The sequence below is a fragment of the Pseudomonas sp. UF-293 genome (assembly GCF_058245595.1).
This window is the reverse complement of record NZ_JBSICA010000007.1, coordinates 1-16,182: the sequence shown is the minus strand read 5'-3', so window position 1 is coordinate 16,182 and position 16,182 is coordinate 1. Positions and strand designations below refer to the sequence as shown.

Genomic DNA, 16,182 nt, shown 5'->3' with positions numbered 1-16,182 from the left:
GTTAAGCTTGCAACTTGTAGCTTGCAGCTAAAGGCTGTTTTTCATGATTCCCACCGACATCAAACTGCACAAAGCCTCGAAAACCCTGACGCTCACTTACGCGTCCGGCGAGGAGTTCACCCTGCCCGCCGAGTTTCTGCGCGTGCACTCTCCCTCCGCCGAGGTCCAGGGCCACGGCAAACCGATCCTGCAATTCGGCAAGCTCAACGTGGGTCTGAGCAAGCTGGAACCCGCCGGTCACTACGCACTGAAACTGACCTTCGACGACGGTCATGACAGCGGCCTGTTCACCTGGCAATACCTCTACGAACTCGGCAAGCGCCAGAACGAACTCTGGGACGATTATCTTGCCGAGCTGCGCGCTGCCGGAAAATCCCGCGATCCGAACGAGTCGTTCGTCAAGCTGATGCTCTAGGCCGTGGCTCTTGCTCTTTAGAGGGCATTTTCTAACTTCATCTGTTTGAATGCTCCGCTCACGCAGCCCAGGATGGGCCGCTTGCGAAAAAAATTAAACTCGGGTAACCAATGGAGCTGGCAAGTTCCCTGCAGTGCTCTACGACTGTAAAGCAGCCATGCAGAATCAACGGTCACCCGAGCAGTAGTACCCGGCATTGGCTGTGGAAGCGACAGCGTGAAACCGGGTACTCGTCTCAGGACAATGGAGCGTCGTAGATGAGTGACAAGAATAACGATGACCTGAAGTACCAAGCCTCGGAAAACACTCTGGGACTTAACCCCGTCGTCGGGCTGCGCGGAAAGGATCTGCTGGCCTCTGCTCGAATGGTGCTGAAACAGGCCATCAGACAACCGATTCACAGCGTCAGGCACGTGACCCATTTCGGCCTCGAGCTGAAGAATGTGCTGCTGGGTAAATCGGCTCTGCAACCGGCCGGCGACGATCGTCGTTTTGCCGATCCGGCGTGGAGCCAGAACCCGCTGTACAAACGTTATCTGCAAACCTATCTGGCCTGGCGCAAGGAACTGCATGCCTGGATCGACGACAGCAGCCTGTCCCCCAAAGACATCGCTCGCGGCCATTTCGTCATCAACCTGATGACCGAAGCCATGGCGCCGACCAATACGGCGGCCAATCCGGCTGCGGTCAAACGCTTCTTCGAAACCGGCGGCAAAAGCCTGCTCGACGGCCTCTCGCATCTGGCCAAGGATCTGGTGCACAACGGCGGCATGCCGAGCCAGGTCAACATGGGCGCGTTCGAGGTTGGCAAGAGCCTGGGCGTCACCGAAGGCGCGGTGGTGTTCCGCAACGACGTGCTGGAGCTGATCCAGTACCGGCCGATCACCGAGCAGGTCCACGAACGCCCGCTGCTGGTAGTGCCGCCGCAGATCAACAAGTTCTACGTTTTCGATTTGAGCCCGGACAAGAGCCTGGCGCGCTTCTGCCTGCGCAACAATGTGCCGACCTTCATCATCAGTTGGCGCAACCCGACCAAGGCCCAGCGCGAATGGGGTCTGTCGACCTACATCGAAGCACTGAAAGAAGCCGTCGACGTGGTCACCGCTATTACCGGCAGCAAAGATGTGAACATGCTCGGCGCCTGCTCCGGCGGCATCACCTGCACCGCCCTGCTCGGCCACTACGCCGCGCTCGGCCAAAACAAGGTCAACGCCCTCACCTTGCTGGTCAGCGTGCTCGACACCACCCTGGACAGCGACGTCGCCCTGTTCGTCGATGAGCAGACTCTGGAGACCGCCAAGCGCCACTCCTACCAGGCTGGCGTGCTCGAAGGCAAAGACATGGCCAAGGTCTTCGCCTGGATGCGCCCCAACGACCTGATCTGGAACTACTGGGTCAACAACTACCTGCTCGGCAACGAGCCGCCGGTGTTCGACATCCTGTTCTGGAACAACGACACCACTCGCCTGCCCGCTGCGTTCCACGGCGACCTGATCGAGATGTTCAAAAACAATCCACTGATCCGCCCCAATGCACTGGAAGTGTGCGGCACGCCGATCGACCTCAAGCAGGTCACCGCCGACATTTTCTCGCTGGCCGGCACCAATGATCACATCACACCCTGGAAGTCCTGCTACAAGTCGGCGCAACTGTTCGGCGGCAAAGTCGAATTCGTGCTGTCGAGCAGCGGCCATATCCAGAGCATCCTCAACCCGCCGGGCAACCCGAAATCGCGTTACATGACCAGCGAAGAGATGGCGGCGACTGCCGATGACTGGCAGGAAAACTCGACCAAGCACACCGATTCCTGGTGGCTGTACTGGCAGGCATGGCTGGCCGAGCGCTCGGGCAACCTGAAAAAGGCCCCGACGAAACTGGGCAACAAAGCGTACCCGGCAGGCGAGGCTTCGCCGGGCACTTATGTACATGAGAGATAGCGGCAAGTTTCAAGCTGCGAGCGACAAGCTGAGCGGGTTCTGCTTGAAGCTTGCGGCTTGCAGCTGCTCCCAACTGACCCGAAGGGTTTGACCCATGCCGCAACCGTTCATATTCCGCACCGTCGACCTGGATGGCCAGACCCTCCGCACGGCGGTGCGTCCCGGCAAGCCTCATTTGACGCCTCTGCTGATTTTCAACGGCATCGGCGCCAACCTGGAGCTGGTGTTTCCGTTTGTCGCGGCGCTCGACCCGGATCTGGAAGTGATCGCCTTCGACGTGCCCGGTGTCGGCGGCTCGTCGACGCCGAACCGGCCGTATCGCTTCCCCGGCCTGGCCAAACTGACGGCGCGGATGCTCGACTATCTCGACTACGGTCAGGTCAATGTGATCGGCGTCTCGTGGGGCGGCGCCCTGGCGCAGCAGTTCGCCTACGACTACCCCGAGCGCTGCAAGAAACTGGTACTGGCGGCCACTGCGGCCGGTGCGGTGATGGTGCCGGGCAAACCGAAAGTGCTGTGGATGATGGCCAGCCCGCGCCGCTACATTCAGCCATCCCATGTGATTCGCATCGCGCCGATGATCTACGGCGGCTCGTTCCGCCGCGACCCGACGCTGGCTGCCAGCCATGCGGCGAAAGTGCGCTCGGCGGGCAAGCTCGGTTACTACTGGCAGCTGTTCGCAGGCCTCGGCTGGACCAGCATCCACTGGCTGCACAAGATCCATCAGCCGACGCTGGTGCTGGCCGGCGATGACGACCCACTGATTCCGCTGATCAACATGCGCATGCTCGCTTGGCGCATTCCCAACGCGCAGCTGCACATCATCGATGACGGCCATCTGTTCCTGATTACCCGCGCCGAAGCGGTGGCGCCGATCATCATGAAGTTTCTCGAAGAGGAGCGTCTGCGCGCAGTCATGCACCCGCATCCGACCCCGCTCGGCGGCTGATCGCGGCGGCAGGCTTTATGCAGGATTATTCAATCAAGCGCGCGGCAGGACGCCGCGCAGGCAGCAACCGGTAACAGCGTCTATGGTGTTCTGGTTCGGTGAGTGTGTTTTTGCCCTGAGACGAAGGAGTGTTGAGTCATGCGCGAAAAACCAGCGACGGGCGTGGTGCCCAGCCCCGCCGTGTTTATCAACGCCCAGAGTGCGATCGCCGGTCTGCGTGGCAGGGATCTGCTGTCGACACTGCGCAGCGTCGCCGCCCACGGCTTGCGCAATCCGTTGCACAGCGCAAAGCATGCGCTGAAGCTTGGCGGACAGTTGGGCCGCGTGCTGCTCGGCGAAACCCTGCACCCGACCAACCCGCACGACAGCCGCTTCGCCGATCCGGCGTGGAGCCTCAACCCGTTCTACCGGCGCAGCCTGCAGGCGTATCTGGCCTGGCAGAAGCAGGTCAAGAGCTGGATCGATGAGGGCGACATGAGCCCTGAAGATCGCGCCCGTGCGCACTTCGCTTTCACTCTGCTCAATGACGCCGTAGCGCCATCCAACACGCTGCTCAATCCGCTGGCGGTCAAGGAGCTGTTCAATTCCGGCGGGCAGAGTCTGGTGCGTGGCCTGAGCCATTTGTTTGATGATCTGCTGCACAACGACGGCCTGCCCCGGCAAGTGACCAAGCAGGCGTTCGAGGTCGGCAAAACCGTAGCGACCACCACTGGGGCTGTGGTGTTTCGCAATGAAATGTTCGAGTTGATCCAGTACAAATCGATGAGCGAAAAGCAGTACGCCAAGCCGCTGCTGGTGGTGCCGCCGCAAATCAACAAGTACTACATTTTCGATCTGAGCCCGCAGAACAGCTTCGTCCAGTACGCCCTGAAAAACAGCCTGCAGACCTTCATGATCAGTTGGCGCAATCCTGATGTGCGCCATCGCGAGTGGGGCTTGTCGAGTTACGTCGAAGCGGTCGAAGAAGCGATGAATATCTGCCGGGCGATTACCGGCGCGCGTGAAGTGAACCTGATGGGCGCCTGCGCCGGCGGCCTGACCATCGCCGCCCTGCAAGGGCATTTGCAGGCCAAACGGCAACTGCGCCGGGTCGCCAGCGCGACGTACCTGGTCAGCCTGCTCGACAGCCAGATCGAAACCCCGGCCACGCTGTTCGCCGATGAGCAAACACTGGAAGCGGCCAAGCGGCGCTCGTACCAGCGGGGCGTACTCGACGGTCGCGACATGGCCAAGGTCTTCGCCTGGATGCGCCCCAACGATTTGATCTGGAGTTACTTCGTCAACAACTACCTGCTGGGCAAGGAGCCGCCAGCCTTCGACATCCTCTACTGGAACAACGACAACACACGCCTGCCGGCGGCGCTGCACGGCGATCTGCTGGATTTCTTCAAGCACAACCCGCTGACCCACGCTGGCGGCCTCGAAGTCTGCGGCACGCCGATCGACCTGCAGAAGGTCAACGTCGACAGCTTCAGCGTCGCCGGCATGAACGACCACATCACGCCATGGGACGCGGTGTATCGCTCGACCCTGCTGCTCGGTGGCGAGCGACGTTTCGTGCTGTCCAACAGCGGCCACGTGCAGAGCATCCTCAACCCGCCGAGCAACCCGAAAGCTGCCTACGTCGAAAACGCCAAACTGAGCAGTGACCCGCGCGCTTGGTACTACGATGCCAGACACGTCGACGGCAGCTGGTGGCCGCAGTGGCTGGAATGGGTCGCGCAGCGCTCCGGCGCCCTTAACGAGACCCGCACAACACTGGGTAACCCGAACTATCCACCGATGGAAGCGGCACCCGGCACCTATGTGCATGTGCGCTGACGCTCAACCGAAATTTTCTAAGAAGACTGGATGAAAACCCGCGACCGGATTCTCGAATGTGCGCTGCAACTGTTCAACGAAAAGGGTGAGCCGAACGTTTCCACCATGGAGGTGGCCAACGAAATGGGGATCAGCCCGGGCAATCTCTACTACCACTTCCACGGCAAGGAACCGCTGATTCTCGGTCTGTTCGAACGCTTCCAGCACGAACTCGCACCCCTGCTCGACCCGCCGCCGGACGTGGAGCTGGCGCCGGAGGATTACTGGTTGTTCTTGCATTTGATCGTCGAGCGCCTGGCGCAATACCGGTTCCTGTTCCAGGACCTGTCGAACCTCGCCGGGCGCCTGCCGAAGCTGGCCAAGGGGATTCGCAATCTGCTCAATGCGCTGAAGCGCACGCTGGCGTCGCTGCTGGCACGACTGAAGGCTTCGGGGCAACTGGTCAGCGATACCCAGGCATTGGGACAACTGGTCGAGCAGGTGACCATGACGTTGCTGTTCTCGCTGGATTACCAGCGGATTCTTGATCGTGAGGGCGAGGTTCGCTTGGTGGTTTATCAGATCATGATGCTGGTGGCGCCGCATTTGTTACCGCCAGTGAAGGTGGCGACAGAGCGGATGGCTCTGCAATACCTTGAGGATCACGACTGATCCAAAATCAAAAGATCGCAGCCTTCGGCAGCTCCTACATTTGAAATGCGTTCCCCTGTAGGAGCTGCCGAAGGCTGCGATCTTTTAATCTTCAAAAAAAAAGCCCGACCTTCACAGGCCGGGCGTTTTTGATTTGCCCTGAAAATCAGGACTGACTGGATGGCGTCGACGGTGTCGATGCCGCAGTCGGGGTAGCGGCTGCCGTAGGTGCCGCAGCGGAGTTTGCCGCGTTGGCCGGAGCTGTTGGAGCCGTTGATGGCGCGGCGGCCGGTTTCGGCGCAGCGGCTTTCGGCGCGGCCGGTTTTTTCACTGCCGGCTTTTTCGCCGCAGCCGGTTTGGCCGCAGGCTTCGCAGCAGGTTTGGCGGCAGCGGTTTTCGCCGCTGGCTTGGCCGCTGGTTTCGCTGCAGTTTTGGTTGCAGGTTTTGCTGCTGACTTGGCCGCCGGTTTCGCAGCGGCTTTGGCGGCAACCGGTTTGGCTGCCGCTTTGGCCGCAGGCTTGGCGGCTGCAGTTTTTGCCGCAGCTTTCGCAGCAGGTTTTGCTGGCGCTTTGGTCAGTGGCTTGGCTGCGGTTTTCGCCGCAGGTTTGGCCGCTGCAGTTTTAGTGGCAGGCTTCGCCGCAGCGGTTTTCGCCGCTACGGGCTGAGCTTTCAGACCGGTGAGTTTTTCGATCTGCTTGGTCAGCGTGTCGACCTTAGCGTTGAGTGCCTTGACCTCGTTGCGGCTCGGTACACCCAGGCGCGAAATCGCGCTGTTCAGACGCTTGTCGAACGCGCCTTCCAGCTCATCCCACTTGCCCATGGCGCGGTCTTTCACGCCGCTGATGCGCGACTTGGCCGAAGAGGTCGAGTCCTCGACTTTCTTGCCGACGGCAGTCTTGGTGAGCTTCTCAGCTTTCTCGCCGTCTTTGACCAATGCATCGAAGAGTTTGCTGCCGTCAGTGTCGATCTTCGAGTACACGCCTAAACCAGCCAGCCAGATTTTGCGGGAGTAGGACTCGACCTTCCCGACCCACGAGCTGCTTTCTTTATCGGTGTTCTTTTTGCCAGCCATCCCGTTCTCCTTAAGATTTTCGCGCGACGCGTTCGAGCAATGCCGTCAGCTCATCGAGCTTAGCAGAGAGTGCCTCAACGTCATGTTTAGACGGAATGCCGATCCGATTCAAGGCGCTGGCCACACGGTTGTCGAAGGCCTTCTCGACCTTGTCGAGCTGAACTTCAACGCGACCCTTGAACGAGCTGACCTGAGTGGCCGCGTCATCGATCTCGGCGTTGGCCGCATGGAGTTTTTCACTGACGGCTTTTTTGCCTTTCTTTTCAACAGTTTGACCGGCGGCGACGAGCTCTTGAAAGTACTCGCTGCCCTCCTGGCCGACCTTGGTGTAGGCGCCCAGGCCTGCCAGCCAGATCTTGCGGGCATAGGATTTGACGTCGCTCAGAGTGGAAGTCGGAGCGTCGATTTTTTTCTTCAAAATGACTTTGGCCATGGTGCACCTCACGCGCAGAAGGTTTGAGGAACTGCCGGACGAGTGTCGGGCTCAGGCACAAAGTAGGCAGAAAAATTAGAAAGGGCACCCTAACCAGCGGGAGCAACTCTAAACAAATGTGGGAGCGAGCCTGCTCGCGAAAGCGGTTTGTCAGACACTGATAATTTGACTGAAAGGCCGCTTTCGCGAGCAGGCTCGCTCCCACAGGGGATTGGATTTCAACCTGAAAATCAGGCCAGGGCTTTGTCGAGGGCTTTCTCGATCTCGGCTTTGATCATGCCGCTCATGGCCGACATCATCAGGCCCAGTTCGACGTCGACCCGGATCGAGTCGTCCGCCACATGCACTTCGCCTTTCACGCCGGAGCGCTTGAGGTTCAGGGTATCGCCCGACCATTGCGGCTCCAGGCCGTATTGTTCATTGAGCTTTTTGGCCAGTTTGTCGGCCTTCTCGCGGGCGGCTTCCTTGCCCAGGGTGTGGGCGCGCTCAACACTGATTTTGGCCATGGAATGACTCCTGATGATTGAATGGCTTACGTTGAATCTTGACCGCATCTGCGGCAAATCGTCCCGAAGGTTGCCCATCTTACCTTTAGCCATTCCAAGACAAAGCATGGCTTGGGGATTAGAATGTCGCGCATTCTCTTTTGGTGACAGCGATATGACTGATCAGCGCAAAGGCAGCGATGCCGAACCCACCACTCACTTCGGCTTCAAAAACGTTCCGGAAAGCCAGAAAGCGGAAAAAGTCGCTGAGGTTTTCCATTCCGTAGCCGCAAAATACGACCTGATGAACGACCTTCTGTCGGGCGGCATGCACCGTCTGTGGAAGCGTTTCGCGATCGAGCTTTCCGGCGTGCGCAGCGGCAACCGCGTGCTCGACATCGCCGGTGGCACCGGCGACCTGACCCGCAAGTTCTCGAACCTCGTCGGCCCGACCGGCCAGGTCGTGCTGGCCGACATCAACGAATCGATGCTCAAGGTCGGCCGTGATCGTCTGCTTGATCTCGGCGTTGCCGGCAACGTCGAATTCGTCCAGGCCGACGCGGAAAAACTGCCGTTCCCGGACAACCATTTCGACTGCGTGACCATCGCTTTCGGTCTGCGCAACGTCACGCACAAGGAAGACGCGTTGCGTTCGATGCTGCGCGTACTCAAGCCCGGCGGACGCCTGCTGGTGCTGGAGTTCTCCAAGCCGACCAACGCGCTGATGTCGAAAGCCTACGACGCCTACTCGTTCGCCTTCATGCCGCTGATGGGCAAGCTGATCACCAACGATTCGGAAAGCTATCGCTACCTGGCCGAATCGATCCGCATGCACCCGAATCAGGAAACCCTGAAGTCGATGATGGTCGAGGCCGGTTTCGACCGCGTGACCTATCACAACATGACCGCAGGCATCGTCGCCCTGCACCGCGGCATCAAGCCCTGATGTTGCTCACCGGGCTGCTCGCCAGCGTCGAACTCGGTCTTAACCGGGTGCTGCGTCTCGACAGCACGGCGCTGCCGCGCCTGGCGCATTTGACCGGCAAGGTGATTGCCGTCGACTGCCGCAGCCCGGCGCTGCAATTGTTCATACTGCCCAGTGACGAAGGCCTGATGCTGGCTTCGCAGTGGGCAGCGGATGTCGATTGCACGTTGCGCGCACCGGCCTCGAGCCTGGTGAAACTGGCCCTGAGCAAAGACAAGGCTGCGGTGCTGCACGCACCCGAAGTCGAGCTCGATGGCGACAGCGGCGTGTTGCTGGAACTGGCCGGCGTGCTGCAAGACCTCGAGCTGGACTGGGAGTATGAGCTCTCGCGCTGGCTCGGCCCGGTCGCCACGCAACTGCTCGGTGGCCATCTGCGCAGCCGCGCGCGCTGGTATCAACAAGGATTTGCCAGCCTCAACCAGAATCTTGCCGAATACCTCGCCGAAGAATCGCGCACCCTCGTCGGGCAACGCGAAGCCGAAGCGCGATTCAGCGAACTGGACCGGATCAAACTCGATCTGGAACGACTCGAGGCGCGTTTCGAGCGCCTTTCCCGATCCCTCGACCCAAGCGATAACGCATGAAGCTGCTTGCCGTCCGCCGTCTGTTGCGCATCCAGCGCGTCGTGATCCGCTACCGCCTCGATGACCTGCTGTTCGATCTGCCGCTGCCCTGGTTTCTCCTGGCCGTGCGCTTTTTGCTGCCGTGGCGCTGGCTGCCGCGCAAGCCGCTGGAACTCAACCGTGGCGCGCGCTTGCGCCTGGCGTTGCAGGATCTGGGGCCGATCTTCATCAAGTTCGGGCAGATTCTTTCGACCCGCCGCGACCTGCTGCCGGAAGACATCGCCGATGAGCTGATGCTGCTGCAGGACCGCGTGCCACCGTTCGATTCGCAGGTGTCGATCAAGCTGATCGAAGAACAGCTGGGCAAGAAAATCAGCGAAGTGTTCAGCCGTTTCGACGTCGCCCCGCTGGCCTCGGCCTCGGTGGCGCAAGTGCATGCGGCGCAGCTGAAAAGCGGCGAAGAAGTCGTGGTCAAGGTCATTCGCCCGGGTCTGAAGCCGGTCATCGCGCAGGATCTGGCGTGGCTGTTCATCCTTGCTCGCGCCGCCGAAAAATTCTCCGCTGATGCGCGCCTGCTGCACCCGGTGGACGTGGTGCAGGATTACGAAAAGACCATTTACGACGAACTCGATCTGTTGCGCGAGGCGGCCAACGCCAGCCAGTTGCGCCGCAACTTCGAGGGCTCGCAACTGCTTTATGTACCGCAAGTCTATTGGGACTGGTGCCGGCCGAAAGTGCTGGTGATGGAGCGCATCTACGGCATTCAGGTCACCGATCTGGCGACCCTTGCCGACCAGCGCACCGACATGAAAATGCTCGCCGAACGCGGCGTGGAGATTTTCTTCACTCAGGTGTTCCGCGACAGTTTCTTCCACGCCGACATGCACCCGGGCAACATCTTTGTCAGCACGGTCAATCCGTGGAGCCCGCAGTACATCGCGATCGACTGCGGCATCGTCGGCAGCCTGACCCCGGAAGACCAGGATTATCTGGCGCGCAACCTGTTCGCCTTCTTCAAGCGTGACTACCGCCGGGTCGCGCAGTTGCACATCGATTCGGGCTGGGTGCCGGCGGAAACCAAACTCAACGAATTCGAAGCGGCGATCCGTACGGTGTGCGAACCGATCTTCGAAAAACCGTTAAAAGATATTTCATTTGGCCAGGTGCTGATGCGCCTGTTCCAGACCGCTCGCCGTTTCAACATGGAAGTGCAGCCGCAGCTTGTTCTGCTGCAAAAGACTCTGCTGAATATCGAAGGCCTCGGCCGTCAGCTGTATCCGGATCTGGATCTGTGGAACACCGCGCAGCCGTTTCTCGAACGCTGGATGCGCGAACGCGTCAGCCCGAAAGCCCTGCTGGGCAACGTGCAGAGCCAGCTGGAGCAGATTCCGCACTTGTCGAACATGGCCCGCGATCTGCTCGAACGCATGTCGCAACCCCATGCCAAAGACCCACCGCCGCCGTGGCGCAAACGCAAGGACGACTGGTTCCTGCGCCTGCTCGGCTGCGCTCATCTGGCCGGCGGCGCGATCCTCGCAGCGGGTGGTCCGTTGACCGATTGGTCGCACTGGCCCGCCGGAATCATGATCGCGGTCGGTTTGTATCTGGTCGTTCGCCGATAGCACGAATCAGCTGCAAGTTATAAGCTGCCCGCTGCAAGCTTGACGACACAGCAACACCGCAACCTGCTTTTACTTGCAGCTTGAAGCTTGAAACTCGAAGCTGCTTTTCAGGAACTGAAGATGAAAAACTGGCTGGACGAGATCAAGTGGGACGCTGATGGCCTGGTGCCGGCGATTGCCCAGGATCACAAGACCGGGCGCGTATTGATGATGGCCTGGATGAACCGCGAAGCGCTGGAACTGACCGCTGCGGAAAATCGTGCAATCTACTGGTCACGTTCCCGTGGCAAGCTGTGGCGCAAGGGCGAAGAGTCCGGCCATGTGCAGACCCTGCATGAAATGCGTCTGGACTGTGACGCCGACGTGATCATCCTGATGGTTGAACAGATCGGCGACATCGCCTGCCATACCGGCCGTCAAAGCTGCTTTTACCGGGTCTTCGAAAACGGCGACTGGAAAACGGTCGACCCGGTTCTGAAAGACCCGCACGCTATCTATTCCGCAGGACACAAACATGAGTGACACACTCACCCGTCTGGCCGAAGTGCTCGAAGAGCGCAAAGGCGCAGCCGCCGACAGTTCGTATGTCGCCAGCCTGTATCACAAGGGGCTGAACAAGATTCTGGAGAAAGTCGGCGAAGAGTCGGTCGAAACCATTATTGCCGCCAAGGATGCCGCCATCAGCGGCGATTGCAGTGATGTGATCTACGAGACCGCCGACCTGTGGTTCCACAGCATGGTCATGCTCGCCCAACTGGGGCAGCATCCGCAGGCCGTGCTGGATGAACTGGACCGTCGCTTCGGCCTGTCCGGACACGTCGAGAAAGCCTCGCGTCCGTCCGCCTGAACAACTTTTAGAGAGGAATCGCCACATGGGCATTTTTGACTGGAAACACTGGGTCGTCATTCTGATTGTCGTGGTGCTGGTGTTCGGTACCAAGAAACTGAAAAACCTCGGCACCGACGTTGGCGAATCGATCAAGGGCTTCCGCAAAGCCATGAACGACGACGAAAAACCGGCCGAGCCGAGCGTGACCCCGCCGGCCCAGCCAGTGCCGCCGGTGCAGCCGCAAACCACCGCTCAGGCCAACCCGCCGCACACCATCGACGTGCAGGCGCAGAAAGTCGAAGAGCCGATCCGCAAAGACGTGTGAGCACTGACTAATGTTTGGTATCAGCTTCTCTGAACTGCTGCTCGTCGGCCTCGTAGCCCTGCTGGTGCTCGGCCCCGAGCGTCTGCCGGGCGCTGCGCGCACCGCCGGTCTGTGGGTCGGCCGTCTGAAGCGCAGCTTCAACGCGATCAAACAGGAAGTTGAACGTGAGATCGGTGCCGACGAGATCCGTCGGCAACTGCACAACGAACATATTCTGTCGCTGGAGCAAGAGGCGCGGAAGATTTTCAATCCGAACCAGCAGGAGCCGACGCCGCCTGAGCATGTGGGCGAGCAGACGATTCACAGCGCTGCCGCTCCGACTGCACCTGCACCTGCACCTGCACCAGCTGTAACACCGCCAGGACCGGCGCCGGTTACTGCGAACACATCGGTTGAACACGTAGCGCCCTCCGCCGCGCCGGCTACACCAGCGCCTCAAGACCCTACACTGCCGCCGCGAGCCCCATGAGCGATCTCCCCGAAAACGACCAGCACATGCCGCTGGTATCGCACCTCACCGAGTTGCGCACCCGTCTGCTGCGTTGCGTGGCGGCGATCTTCATTATCTTTGCCGGGCTGTTCGCGTTTACCCAGCAGATCTACACCTTCGTCTCGACGCCGCTGCGCCAGTACCTGCCGGTCGGCGCGACGATGATCGCCACCGACGTGTCGTCGCCGTTCCTGACGCCGCTGAAGCTGACCATGATGGTTTCGCTGTTCCTCGCGATTCCAGTGATCCTGCATCAGATCTGGGGCTTTATCGCGCCGGGCCTGTACAAGCATGAAAAACGCGTCGCGGTGCCGCTGCTGATCTCCAGCATCCTGCTGTTCTACATCGGCATGGCGTTCGCCTATTACTTCGTCTTTCCGCTGATCTTCAAGTTCTTCGCCGCCGCTACACCGGCCGGCGTGGAGATGATGACCGACATCGCCAGCTACCTCGATTTCGTCATGACGCTGTTCTTCGCCTTCGGCGTGGCGTTCGAGATTCCGGTGGCGGTAGTGCTGCTGGTGTGGATCGGCGTAGTCGACGTCAAATACCTGAAGAAGATCCGCCCGTACGTGATCATCGGCTGCTTCGTGGTCGGCATGATCCTCACTCCGCCGGACATCTTCTCGCAGACCCTGCTGGCCGTGCCGATGTGGATGCTGTTCGAAATCGGCATCCTCTTCGGCGCGCTGGTCAGCAAGCGCGAACGCCCGGACGAAACACCAGCCGACGACCACAACGACCAGCCGCCAGCGACCCAGGCATGAACCTGCTGCTGCTCGAAGAGGCCGATTTCATTGCGGCGGACCGCGTGATCCTGCGTGATCGCCGTCTGACCCACATGCAGGAAGTGCATCGCTCGGAAGTCGGCGACAGCCTGCGCGTCGGGCGCATCAACGGGTTGATGGGTTCGGCCCAGTTGCTGCGTCTGGAAGCGGGCGAAGCGGAGCTGCGTGTCAGCCTCGACCAGCCACCGCCGGCCAAGTTGCCGCTGACTCTAGTGCTGGCATTGCCCCGGCCGAAAATGCTCCGCCGAGTGTTCCAGACTGTCGCGACCATGGGTGTGGCCAAGGTGATTCTGGTCAACAGCTATCGCGTCGAAAAAAGCTTCTGGCAGACGCCATTTCTGGAGCCGGAAGCGATTCGTGAGCAGTTGATCCTCGGGCTCGAACAGGCTCGCGATACGGTATTGCCGGAAATCGTCATCGAGAAGCGCTTCAAGCCTTTCGTTGAAGATCGACTGCCAGCGATCAGCGAGGGCACCCTCGGCCTGGTCGGCCATCCTGGCAACTTCCCGCCCTGCCCTCGTGCGCTGAACGAGCCAGTGACGCTGGCCATCGGCCCCGAGGGTGGCTGGATTCCTTACGAAATCGATCTGCTGGCCAAATCCGGCCTGCAACCGGTGCAACTGGGCGAGCGCATCCTGCGCGTCGAAACCGCCGTCACCGCCCTGCTCGCACGCCTTTTCTAACCCGACACAGGTTCCGTGTAGGAGCTGCCGAAGGCTGCGATCTTTTGATTTTGTTTTAGAAGCAAGATCAAAGGATCGCAGCCTCGTTGCACTCGTCAGCTCCTACAGGCTCCTACGGGCGCGGACAAGTGGCGTTACAGATTGCCATCACCCAGCCGATACATCCCCTATAAGTCCAATTTAGTGGTCCGAAGGGAGTGGTCGCATGTACCGTTGGTTAGCCGAGAGTCTTGGAAACGTCAGCGTCAAACGCAAGCTGGGCATCGGTTTCGGCCTGGTGCTATTGCTGACGCTGTTGATCACTTTCACCGGCTGGACCGGCATGAGCGGCATCATCAGCCGTGGCGACAAGCTCGGCTTCATTTCCAGCCTCAACGAGTTGACCAAGGACCTGCGCCTGGCGCGCATGGACTACGACATGCGCCGTGGCGAACAGGGCCCGGGCGCGGTCAATGGATACCTCAACCAACTCGAAAGCGGCCTGCAATCGGCACGCGGCATGATCGAGCAGCCGTCCGATGTGGCGATGGTCGACCAACAGCTTGCTGCGGTCGCCGAATACAAACGCGCTTTCGGCGAAATGACCCAGGCCACCGTCCAGCGTGAAGATGCGCGCAGCAAGCTTGGCGCCAACGCTGACAATGCTGTGGCCAAGGTCGGCGAAGTCGAAAGTGCGCTGCTGCAAGGCGACAGCGTTGCGCAGTACAACGCTGTCATCGAGCTGAGCAAACTGTTGCAGCAGGCGCGCTATCAGGTGCGCGGTTACACCTACAGCGGCAAGGCCGATGCCGAGCAACCGGCGCTGACCGCCATCGACAACGCGCTGAAAAATCTCGAGAGCCTGCCGACCCGCGTGCCGGAGCAGCACATCGCCAATCTCCAGCAAGCCACGGACTCGCTCAAGGCTTACCGCGCTGCTGTTGCCCAATTCCGTGATTCGCAGGTCAAGAACACTGCTGCACTGGCGAACATGTCGGCTCAGGGTGACATTCTGATCGCGGCCAGCAAGAAGCTCACTGAATCGCAAACCGTGGTGCGCGACACCGACGCCGCCCAAGCCAAGAACATGCTCCTGATCGCCACTGCGCTGGCGCTGGCCTTCGGTCTGATTGCCGCTTGGGCGATCACCCGGCAAATCATCATTCCGCTGACCCAGACCCTGAAAGTCGCCGAACGCGTGGCCGCCGGCGACCTGACCCACAACCTGGTGTCCCTGCGTCGCGACGAACTTGGCCAGTTGCAGCGCTCGATGCAAAGCATGACCCAAGGCCTGCGCGAATTGATCGGCGGCATCAGCGACGGCGTCACGCAGATCGCCAGCGCCGCCGAAGAACTCTCGGCCGTGACCGAGCAGACCAGCGCCGGGGTCAACAATCAGAAGGTCGAGACCGATCAGGTCGCCACCGCCATGAATGAGATGGCCGCCACCGTGCAGGAAGTCGCACGCAACGCTGAAGAAGCTTCGGAAGCCGCCGTCGCCGCCGACCAACAGGCCCGTGAAGGCGACAAGGTCGTCGGCGAAGCCATCGCGCAGATCGAACGTCTGGCGCTCGAGGTCGGCCACTCCACCGAAGCCATGGGCGAGCTCAAGCGTGAAAGCGACAAGATCGGCAGCGTCCTCGATGTGATCAAGTCGGTGGCCCAGCAAACCAACCTGCTGGCTCTCAACGCCGCCATCGAAGCGGCCCGCGCCGGGGAAGCCGGGCGTGGTTTCGCGGTGGTTGCCGATGAAGTGCGCAGCCTGGCCCAGCGCACGCAGAAATCCACGGAAGAGATCGAAGAGCTGATCGTCGGCCTGCAAAACGGTACCCAGCAAGTGGCGACGATCATGGACAACAGCCGCAGCCTCACCGACAGCAGCGTCGAACTGACCCGGCGCGCTGGCGGCTCACTGGAGAGCATCACCCGCACCGTCTCGGCGATTCAGGCGATGAACCAGCAGATCGCCGCCGCTGCCGAGCAGCAGAGCGCCGTGGCCGAAGAGATCAACCGCAGCGTGCTGAACGTGCGCGATGTGTCCGATCAGACCTCGGCGGCGAGTGAAGAGACCGCTGCGTCCAGCGTTGAACTGGCGCGACTGGGCACGCATCTGCAGATGCTGGTAGGCCGTTTCAAAGTCTGAGTTGATGCACAACCTCGGTTCGCCTGTAACCGA

18 protein-coding genes and 1 pseudogene are annotated in these 16,182 nt (G+C 60.5%); 16 read left to right on the top strand and 3 right to left on the bottom strand.

Annotation, left to right across the window (positions count from 1 at the left end; all coding sequences use genetic code 11):
- Positions 1-43 precede the first annotated feature (43 nt).
- From AC4IHP_RS10135 to AC4IHP_RS10115, 5 genes are all read left to right on the top strand, one after another.
- Entirely contained in the window at positions 44-415 is a 372-nt protein-coding gene (locus tag AC4IHP_RS10135) for a gamma-butyrobetaine hydroxylase family protein (protein WP_490831612.1), read from the top strand.
- A 257-nt stretch (positions 416-672) separates the two neighbouring features.
- Positions 673-2,352: a class II poly(R)-hydroxyalkanoic acid synthase gene (gene phaC, locus AC4IHP_RS10130; RefSeq protein WP_122611076.1), complete on the top strand. Its 1,680-nt coding sequence runs from the start codon at positions 673-675 to the stop codon at positions 2,350-2,352.
- Positions 2,353-2,446: 94 nt separating this feature from the next.
- Complete coding sequence (gene phaZ, locus AC4IHP_RS10125) at positions 2,447-3,301, top strand: poly(3-hydroxyalkanoate) depolymerase (RefSeq protein WP_016772063.1); 855 nt, start codon at positions 2,447-2,449, stop codon at positions 3,299-3,301.
- Positions 3,302-3,439: 138 nt separating this feature from the next.
- On the top strand, positions 3,440-5,122 hold the full coding sequence (gene phaC, locus AC4IHP_RS10120) for a class II poly(R)-hydroxyalkanoic acid synthase (RefSeq protein WP_490831611.1): 1,683 nt from the start codon (positions 3,440-3,442) through the stop codon (positions 5,120-5,122).
- 30 nt (positions 5,123-5,152) lie between these two features.
- Entirely contained in the window at positions 5,153-5,773 is a 621-nt protein-coding gene (locus AC4IHP_RS10115; RefSeq protein ID WP_024011259.1) for a TetR/AcrR family transcriptional regulator, read from the top strand.
- A 145-nt stretch (positions 5,774-5,918) separates the two neighbouring features.
- Here the strand turns inward: AC4IHP_RS10115 and AC4IHP_RS10110 are convergent, their stop codons facing one another.
- The 3 genes from AC4IHP_RS10110 to AC4IHP_RS10100 form a co-directional block, all read right to left on the bottom strand.
- A complete protein-coding gene (locus AC4IHP_RS10110) occupies positions 5,919-6,824 on the bottom strand; it encodes a phasin family protein (RefSeq protein ID WP_490831610.1) in 906 nt (301 codons plus the stop codon).
- A gap of 10 nt (positions 6,825-6,834) precedes the next feature.
- A complete protein-coding gene (locus AC4IHP_RS10105; protein WP_076565216.1) occupies positions 6,835-7,257 on the bottom strand; it encodes a phasin family protein in 423 nt (140 codons plus the stop codon).
- Positions 7,258-7,487: 230 nt separating this feature from the next.
- Positions 7,488-7,763, bottom strand: coding sequence for a polyhydroxyalkanoic acid system family protein (locus AC4IHP_RS10100; protein WP_056787308.1), 276 nt, complete (start codon positions 7,761-7,763; stop codon positions 7,488-7,490).
- Between the two features lie 154 nt (positions 7,764-7,917).
- Between AC4IHP_RS10100 and ubiE the strand changes: the two genes are divergently transcribed.
- The 11 genes and pseudogenes from ubiE (at position 7,918) to AC4IHP_RS10045 (ending at position 16,149) form a co-directional block, all read left to right on the top strand.
- Positions 7,918-8,688: a bifunctional demethylmenaquinone methyltransferase/2-methoxy-6-polyprenyl-1,4-benzoquinol methylase UbiE gene (gene ubiE, locus AC4IHP_RS10095; RefSeq protein ID WP_016772069.1), complete on the top strand. Its 771-nt coding sequence runs from the start codon at positions 7,918-7,920 to the stop codon at positions 8,686-8,688.
- Positions 8,688-9,311: a ubiquinone biosynthesis accessory factor UbiJ gene (locus tag AC4IHP_RS10090; RefSeq protein WP_490831609.1), complete on the top strand. Its 624-nt coding sequence runs from the start codon at positions 8,688-8,690 to the stop codon at positions 9,309-9,311. Before ubiE ends, AC4IHP_RS10090 begins: the two co-directional genes overlap by 1 nt.
- On the top strand, positions 9,308-10,912 hold the full coding sequence (ubiB, locus tag AC4IHP_RS10085; protein WP_460123147.1) for a ubiquinone biosynthesis regulatory protein kinase UbiB: 1,605 nt from the start codon (positions 9,308-9,310) through the stop codon (positions 10,910-10,912). Before AC4IHP_RS10090 ends, ubiB begins: the two co-directional genes overlap by 4 nt.
- A gap of 120 nt (positions 10,913-11,032) precedes the next feature.
- The gene (gene hisI / locus AC4IHP_RS10080; protein ID WP_007909357.1) at positions 11,033-11,434 is read left to right on the top strand and encodes a phosphoribosyl-AMP cyclohydrolase; all 402 of its coding nucleotides are present in this window, start codon (positions 11,033-11,035) and stop codon (positions 11,432-11,434) included.
- A complete protein-coding gene (locus AC4IHP_RS10075; RefSeq protein WP_007909355.1) occupies positions 11,427-11,759 on the top strand; it encodes a phosphoribosyl-ATP diphosphatase in 333 nt (110 codons plus the stop codon). Before hisI ends, AC4IHP_RS10075 begins: the two co-directional genes overlap by 8 nt.
- A gap of 25 nt (positions 11,760-11,784) precedes the next feature.
- A complete protein-coding gene (locus AC4IHP_RS10070) occupies positions 11,785-12,066 on the top strand; it encodes a twin-arginine translocase TatA/TatE family subunit (protein WP_016772073.1) in 282 nt (93 codons plus the stop codon).
- A 10-nt stretch (positions 12,067-12,076) separates the two neighbouring features.
- Positions 12,077-12,535, top strand: coding sequence for a Sec-independent protein translocase protein TatB (tatB, locus tag AC4IHP_RS10065; protein WP_490831608.1), 459 nt, complete (start codon positions 12,077-12,079; stop codon positions 12,533-12,535).
- Positions 12,532-13,323: a twin-arginine translocase subunit TatC gene (gene tatC / locus AC4IHP_RS10060; protein WP_016772075.1), complete on the top strand. Its 792-nt coding sequence runs from the start codon at positions 12,532-12,534 to the stop codon at positions 13,321-13,323. Before tatB ends, tatC begins: the two co-directional genes overlap by 4 nt.
- Positions 13,320-14,027 carry a 16S rRNA (uracil(1498)-N(3))-methyltransferase gene (locus AC4IHP_RS10055; RefSeq protein ID WP_490831607.1) on the top strand — a complete coding sequence of 236 codons (708 nt, stop codon included), beginning with the start codon at positions 13,320-13,322 and terminating at the stop codon, positions 14,025-14,027. The genes tatC and AC4IHP_RS10055 overlap by 4 nt, the downstream gene beginning before the upstream one ends.
- Before the next feature lie 205 nt (positions 14,028-14,232).
- Positions 14,233-15,294, top strand: a pseudogene (locus tag AC4IHP_RS10050) (methyl-accepting chemotaxis protein); the annotation flags it as partial.
- Positions 15,277-16,149 carry a methyl-accepting chemotaxis protein gene (locus AC4IHP_RS10045; RefSeq protein ID WP_372339873.1) on the top strand — a complete coding sequence of 291 codons (873 nt, stop codon included), beginning with the start codon at positions 15,277-15,279 and terminating at the stop codon, positions 16,147-16,149. The pseudogene AC4IHP_RS10050 and the gene AC4IHP_RS10045, both read left to right, overlap by 18 nt.
- Positions 16,150-16,182 lie beyond the last annotated feature (33 nt).